A 6,543-nucleotide genomic window follows, 5' to 3' on the forward strand; every position below is an offset into this window, starting at 1 on the left:
AATTAACAATTGACTAATAATTATTATCTTCGTGCCGTTATACATTTATTGTGATTTCTAAAGAGAAAGAGTTTGCGCAGCTTGTGAAAGATAACCAGGGATTGATTATCAAGGTTTCGCGTCTTTACACCAATTCACTGGAGGACGAAGAAGACCTTTTCCAGGAAATTGTTTTACAGCTTTGGCGTAGTTATGATTCTTTCAAAGGGAATTCAAAAATTTCTACATGGATGTATCGTGTGGCGCTAAACACAGCCATTACTCTTTTCAGAAAGAAAAGTAAAAGTTTACAAACCAATGAGCTTGACATCAACCATAGAGATTTCATTGAAGATGATGATGACAAACAACAGCAAATTTCACTTCTTTACGCTGTAATCAAAACTTTACCGAATGTAGAAAGGGCTATCGTTATGATGTATCTTGATGATCTCCCTTATAAAGATATTGCAGAAAATTTAGGTATTACCGAGGTAAATGCACGTGTAAAAATGAACAGATTAAAGAAAATCCTTAAAGAAAAAATGGAAAAACATGCCTGAATTTGATTTAGACAGCTTTAAGAAAACTTGGCAGGAGCAGCCTGTTCAGCCCAAATACGATGATAATGAGATTCTGAAAATGCTCAATAAAAAGTCACGCAATTATATGAAATATATTTTCTGGATCAGCGTGGTGGAATTTTTGTTTTTCAGCTTCATGGGAGTCTTTTATCTGATTCAGGGCAACGAAGGGGACAGCTTTATGAACATTCTGGAAAATATGGGTGTGCAAAAGAATGAGCATTTGATGGTAAAGCTCGACAACATCTATATCTTCGTTAAAATTATAAGCCTTTTAATTACCGGATATTTTGTTGCCAAATTTTACTTAAACTACCGAAAAATCAAAGTTGAAGAAGATTTGAAACTTTTTATTCTAAGAATTATTACCTTCAAAAAAACGGTCAATGCGTTTATCTTAACCAATATAGGATTATTGGTGATACTGATCATGAGCCTTACAGCCTTCGCTTTCTACGTACTAAATGTTCAGCAGGTTAAGGTAAACAGTTCAAGCTTTACAGGATTTATTGTCGGTATCATAGTAGGAACCATACTCTGTGTTGTACTAATCTGGGCATATTACCGACTTGTTTATGGTATTATCATGAGCAGACTCGATAAAAATTTAAATCAGCTAAAAGAAATAGAATCTCAGGAAAATTAAGCCATTTTCAAACCGATATTTAAATATTTAATGCCTAATTTTATTCTATCAAATTAGCATTTTATGTCTTTATCTTACGTTCACGGTGCTTCCGATATACCATTATTAGGAGAAACTATCGGAAAAAATCTTAAAAATACCGTTGAAAAATTCCCTGATCAGGAAGCCTTAATCTGTGTGCATCAAAATTATAGAGCTACTTATCAGGAATTTTACAATCAGACAACCCAGGTTGCGAAGGCCTTAATTCATCTTGGCGTAAAGCCCGGTGACAGAGTAGGAGTTTGGTCTGCAAACCGTTATGAATGGGTTTTACTGCAGTATGCCACAGCAAGAATCGGAGTTATTTTAGTCAACATTAATCCAGCTTACAGAACCAGTGAATTGATTTTTGTCATCAATCAGTCGGAAATGTCGCATATTTTTTCGTCTCTGAATTTTAAATCAAGTAATTATAAAAAAATGATTGCTGATGCACGAGAATTTTGCACCACTTTGAAATCTGAAATATTTTTCGATGAAAATTGGCAAAGCTTTCTTAGCAATGCTGAACAAATTTCAGATGAAATTCTTGAAGATTTTGAAAATAAGGTGGAGTTTGATGCCCCTGTAAATATTCAATACACATCGGGAACAACCGGTTTTCCGAAAGGAGTTACGCTTTCCCATCACAATATTCTGAACAACGGTTATTTCATTGGAATTCGTTTAAAATATACAGAAAAAGACAGAGTTTGCATTCCTGTTCCTTTTTATCACTGCTTCGGAATGGTTATCGGAAATCTCTGTTGTACATCTCATGGAGCTTGTATGGTGATTCCAAATGATAGTTTTGACCCGGAAATTACGCTGAAAGTTGTTTCAGATGAAAAGTGCACCTCTTTATATGGAGTTCCTACGATGTTTATTGCCGAACTCGCCGTAAAAGATTTTGATCAATATGATTTCTCCAACCTCCGGACCGGTGTTATGGCGGGTTCCGTTTGTCCGCCAGAAATCATGAAAAAAGTCGAAAACCTAATGAATATAAAAGAAATGAGCATCTGCTACGGAATGACAGAAACATCGCCCGTTTCAACGCAAACCTTAATTGGAACGCCTTTGGAAAAGCAGGTAAGTACAGTCGGAACAGTTCAGAATCATTTAGAAATAAAAATAGTCGGTGAAAATGGTAAAGTCTTAAATCGTGGCGAACATGGAGAATTATGTACAAGAGGCTATTCTGTGATGCTAAAATACTGGAACGACCCCGAAAACACCAAAAGAGTTATCGATGACGGAAGATGGATGCATACCGGAGATTTAGCTGTAATGGATAACGATGGCTACATTACGATTTCCGGAAGAATAAAAGACCTTATTATTCGGGGCGGAGAAAATATTTCGCCTAAAGAAATTGAAGATTTTCTTTACACCTATCCCAATATTTTAGATGTTCAGATTATCGGAGTTCCAAGTGAAAAATTCGGAGAAGAAGTGATGGCTTGGGTAAAAATCCGACCAGGATTTACGGTGACAGAAGAAGAATTAAATGAATATTGTAAAGGCAGGATCGCCCATTATAAAGTTCCGAAATATTGGAAATTTGTTGAAGAATTCCCGATGACCATTTCAGGAAAAATCCGAAAAGTGGAGATGAGAGAGATTTCTGTAAGAGAACTGGGTTTAGAAAATATCAAATAAGATTTGATGATAAAATAGTTTATCCAAATCTTACAATTTTCAGAAGTAAATCAGCAAAAAATACATAAAGAAAAAAGCATTTCAAATTTGAAATGCTTTTTTATAATTTAAAGTTCTTTTCTCAATCTTGCAACCGGAATATTGAGTTGTTCACGGTATTTTGCAATTGTTCTTCTCGCAATATTATAACCTTGTTCTTTCAAAATAACTACCAAAGCATCGTCCGTCAAAGGTTTTCTCTTATTTTCTTTGCTGATTACTTCCTGAAGATGATTTTTAATTTCTTTGGTTGAAACTTCCTCTCCATCGTCATTGGTAAGACTGTCGGAGAATAAATCTTTCAGATAAATAATTCCATTCGGAGTATCTGCATATTTACTTTTCACCACCCTTGAAATTGTTGAAATATCAAAACCTGTGATATCTGCAATATCTTTAAGAATCATTGGTTTTAAAGATTTTTCATCTCCAGTAATAAAATAATTATGCTGGAATTTCACAATTGCAGTAATAGTCTGAAGGAGGGTATTCTGACGCTGATTAATTGCATCAATATACCACTTTGCAGCATCTAATTTTTGCTTAATAAATAAGGCAGCCTGCTTGTGCTCAGAAGAATTTTTATCGTGCGAATAAGTCGTTAGAATATCTTTATATTCTTCAGAAACTCTTAAAGTTGGCGCATTCTTGCTATTCAACATCGGAATGACCTGCCCGTCTTTTACCTGAATTACAAAATCTGGAATGATCTCCTGATTGATCGTAATTGTTTGTGTATCGAAATTCCCACCCACTTTAGGAGATAATTTTGATATTTCTTCCAATGCATCCTTCAAATCCTCTTCCTCAATATCGTATTTCTGGATTATCTTATTGTAATGTTTGTTTGTGAGTGCATCAAACTGAAATCTTAAAATATTTGCTGCCAAAGAAACAGCTTTATCAGAACTTACCTTTTTCTCAATTTGTAGTAAAAGACATTCCTGCAAACCTCTTGCTCCGACACCGGGAGGATCAAGCTTCTGTACATAATTCTCAAGAATATCCTCTACTTTTTCTTTTGTTGTATAAATTCCTTGAGAAAAGGCAAGATCATCTACAATAGACTTGATTTCTCTTCTTAGATAACCATCTGTATCAAGGTTACCAATAATGTATTCCGCTATTTTCAGATCTTCCTCGTTAATATTGACAAGATTAATCTGCTCCATCAGATAGTCAAAAAGTGACTGTCCTTCTGTCAGGAGACTTTCATTGTCAAAATCTTCATCATCTGCAGAGTAATTACTTGAAGCTGTCTTATAGCTAGGCTCATCATCATAAAGGTACTCATTTACATCAAAATCAGTTTCAATGCTTTCTGTACCCTCACTTTCATAATTATCATCCAAAGAAGCATATTCATCTTCTTTTGATTCTTCCTTTGCTATTTCTAATGCAGGATTCTCTTCAAGTTCACGTTCCAGTTCTTCTTCAAACTCCAAAGTATGAAGCTGAATCAACTTCATCAGTTGAATCTGCTGTGGTGCAAGTTTCTGTCCTAATTTAAGCTGTAAATGTTGTTTTAGCATATTCTACTTTGTGTCTGTTAACATAATATCTACGAATTTAATATTTTTTTTTGAGAAAAGAAACATTTAGCATGATTTTTGTAGTGAATAGTTTATAAAGCTGATACAATACTGTATTGGCTTTATTTATAGGCATATATCGGATCAGTTTCAAAAGTTGGGGACTAAGCAAAAAGTTTAGTCAACCTGAATAGAAAGAAAGTTCTGTCTTTTACTCCTCGTAGCTGCATTCTGAAGTTTTTGATTTTGGCATTGAAGGATTCAGCAGCTGCATTGGTGCTTCTTTGATGAAAATAGTTTAAAATATCCCCTGTAATGATTCATTATTGTTTTTCTTAAGGTAGAAAAAGATTTAAAATCTGCTTCTTCCACCTCTTTGAACCAATGCGCAAGCTTAGTCATCGCCAAAGATTTTGGAATATTCTGATTATAAATCTTTCGCAGTCCATCGGTCAATTGATATGCTTTCTCCAGGTCGGGATACTGAGCAAAAAGAATGGCGGCTCTTTGTTTTTGGGAAAATGTCCATTTTTCTCTGCTTTTATAAAGCAAATACCGGCTTCTGGCTAAAAGTTGTTTGCGTGAATCCCCATTTTCAAATATTTCTGTACTTAGAATTTGTTCTTCATCCAATCCTTCCATTACCTTATTTTCCATTTCAACAGCATCCCAGCGATGTCTGATCCTGATTTCCTGAAATGCTTCTATAGCCAGCTTCTGAACATGAAAGCGGTCAATCACCCGTGCTGAATTAGGGAAGCAGCGTTGGGCAATACGCTTCATGGAACCCGCCATATCCAAAGTAATTTCATTTACCTTCATTCGAAGTTTTCTGCTGATCTTTAAAAGATGCGTGATGACAAAATCACTCTGGGTGCCTTTTATGATGGCAACAATACTGCCTTTTCTTCCTTTTGCTTTTTTGGAGGTGAGAACAGTATAAGTTCACCCTGAGACAAGGCTACTTCGTCTAAAGAGAGTTGTGAGAGGCAGTTTTCGGGGTATAAAATATAATCTTCGGCATGGGATTTCTGGTTCCAATCTGTAAATTCACTGAGTGATTTCTTGTACTGTCTTCGGAATTTTTTACCATCGATACCGTGCAGATCGACAATGGTTTCTAAAGAAAGCGCTTTAGTATCGGCTGATTTTTTTTAAAGAACTCTGCAAAATCCTGTGTCATGCGGGTTCCTTTAGCTATAAGATTCCAATCTCGCTGAACGATTTTTCCAGACTTCATTTCCATCCATCTTCTACGTTTAATGCTGAGTTTTACGGCTTTGCCCTGAAGCGGAAAATCATCAACGGTAATCTCTTCGTGAAAACCTTTCGATTGGAGGTTTAATGATGAAAACTCTTTAGGAATACTGCTTTTTTCTTCAAAATAAAGATAAAGTAGCCCTTCTTTTTCTTCAAATTTTATAAAATCGAAATACGCAACTAAATATTCAGGCAGTAATAGTTTTAATAATTCTTGCTCTTGAGACATTAAGCAAAGTTAACACTTTCTATATTTCTCCCCAACTTTTGAGACTGATCCCATATATCTTTAGAATTGTGAGCAACTGCGTTAAAACCATCTTTAACATTAATCTTTCTTCCGCTTTTTAATTTCTGATTTTACAATTCCCGTTAAGCTACCATTAAACCCAAACACATTTGCAGGCGACAGCTTATCAAAGTTGTACAATAGATTTAATTAATACTTTGTAAATTCAGGAAATAGGAGTTAATATTAATATGATTAAATAAAAAAACATAATTTAGGGAGCTCCGTAGGAGCGGCACAGTGATCTAATATTTTGAATATCTTCTTTCTGCCTGTATAATATACTTGATAGCTGAAGACTGATAATATCTCATCTAAAAAGGCTCAGTTTTATCGAAACCAAGTTCACTTAAACATCTATTATTAAATATTGAATACTTAATGTTATAGTTTAAGTATTGAATTTTAAATCTAAGATTTTGGGATATAAATTCTTCAATTCTTTAAATTAATTATCCCCCATATTTATTAATAAAGTTCCTTTCCATAGAAAATATTGGATCATCATTATTATTTGTCTCATCTTAGAAA

At 34.5% G+C, this 6,543-nt stretch carries 7 protein-coding genes; 3 read left to right on the plus strand and 4 right to left on the minus strand.

Annotated features, from left to right (window positions below):
• Positions 1-50: 50 nt before the first annotated feature.
• The 3 genes from ACR1PN_RS12035 (at position 51) to ACR1PN_RS12045 (ending at position 2,892) form a co-directional block, all read left to right on the plus strand.
• Positions 51-542 carry an RNA polymerase sigma factor gene (locus ACR1PN_RS12035; protein WP_433980232.1) on the plus strand — a complete coding sequence of 164 codons (492 nt, stop codon included), beginning with the start codon at positions 51-53 and terminating at the stop codon, positions 540-542.
• Positions 535-1,209, plus strand: a complete 675-nt coding sequence (locus tag ACR1PN_RS12040) for a beta-carotene 15,15'-monooxygenase (protein ID WP_378183648.1) — start codon at positions 535-537, stop codon at positions 1,207-1,209. Before ACR1PN_RS12035 ends, ACR1PN_RS12040 begins: the two co-directional genes overlap by 8 nt.
• A 63-nt stretch (positions 1,210-1,272) precedes the next feature.
• On the plus strand, positions 1,273-2,892 hold the full coding sequence (locus ACR1PN_RS12045) for an AMP-binding protein (protein WP_433980233.1): 1,620 nt from the start codon (positions 1,273-1,275) through the stop codon (positions 2,890-2,892).
• 107 nt (positions 2,893-2,999) lie between these two features.
• Here ACR1PN_RS12045 and rpoN read toward each other — a convergent pair whose 3' ends face one another.
• The 4 genes from rpoN to ACR1PN_RS12065 form a co-directional block, all read right to left on the minus strand.
• Complete coding sequence (gene rpoN, locus ACR1PN_RS12050; RefSeq protein ID WP_378183641.1) at positions 3,000-4,463, minus strand: RNA polymerase factor sigma-54; 1,464 nt, start codon at positions 4,461-4,463, stop codon at positions 3,000-3,002.
• 164 nt (positions 4,464-4,627) lie between these two features.
• Positions 4,628-4,783 carry a transposase gene (locus ACR1PN_RS12055; RefSeq protein ID WP_433980235.1) on the minus strand — a complete coding sequence of 52 codons (156 nt, stop codon included), beginning with the start codon at positions 4,781-4,783 and terminating at the stop codon, positions 4,628-4,630.
• Positions 4,725-5,360, minus strand: coding sequence for an ISAon1 family transposase (locus ACR1PN_RS12060; protein ID WP_433980236.1), 636 nt, complete (start codon positions 5,358-5,360; stop codon positions 4,725-4,727). The genes ACR1PN_RS12055 and ACR1PN_RS12060 overlap by 59 nt, the downstream gene beginning before the upstream one ends.
• Before the next feature lie 223 nt (positions 5,361-5,583).
• Entirely contained in the window at positions 5,584-5,952 is a 369-nt protein-coding gene (locus ACR1PN_RS12065; protein WP_433980234.1) for an ISAon1 family transposase N-terminal region protein, read from the minus strand.
• Positions 5,953-6,543: the final 591 nt, after the last annotated feature.

It is taken from the genome of Chryseobacterium sp. RLHN22, assembly GCF_051011795.1.
Lineage (GTDB): Bacteria > Bacteroidota > Bacteroidia > Flavobacteriales > Weeksellaceae > Chryseobacterium > Chryseobacterium zhengzhouense.

Bases quoted from the DNA above. Each gene is read 5' to 3' on its own strand.
- ACR1PN_RS12040 (WP_378183648.1), top strand. From the start codon at position 535: ATGCCTGAATTTGATTTAGACAGCTTTAAGAAAACTTGGCAGGAGCAG.
- ACR1PN_RS12065 (WP_433980234.1), bottom strand. From the start codon at position 5,952: ATGTCTCAAGAGCAAGAATTATTAAAACTATTACTGCCTGAATATTTA.
- rpoN (WP_378183641.1), bottom strand. From the start codon at position 4,463: ATGCTAAAACAACATTTACAGCTTAAATTAGGACAGAAACTTGCACCA.
- ACR1PN_RS12045 (WP_433980233.1), top strand. From the start codon at position 1,273: ATGTCTTTATCTTACGTTCACGGTGCTTCCGATATACCATTATTAGGA.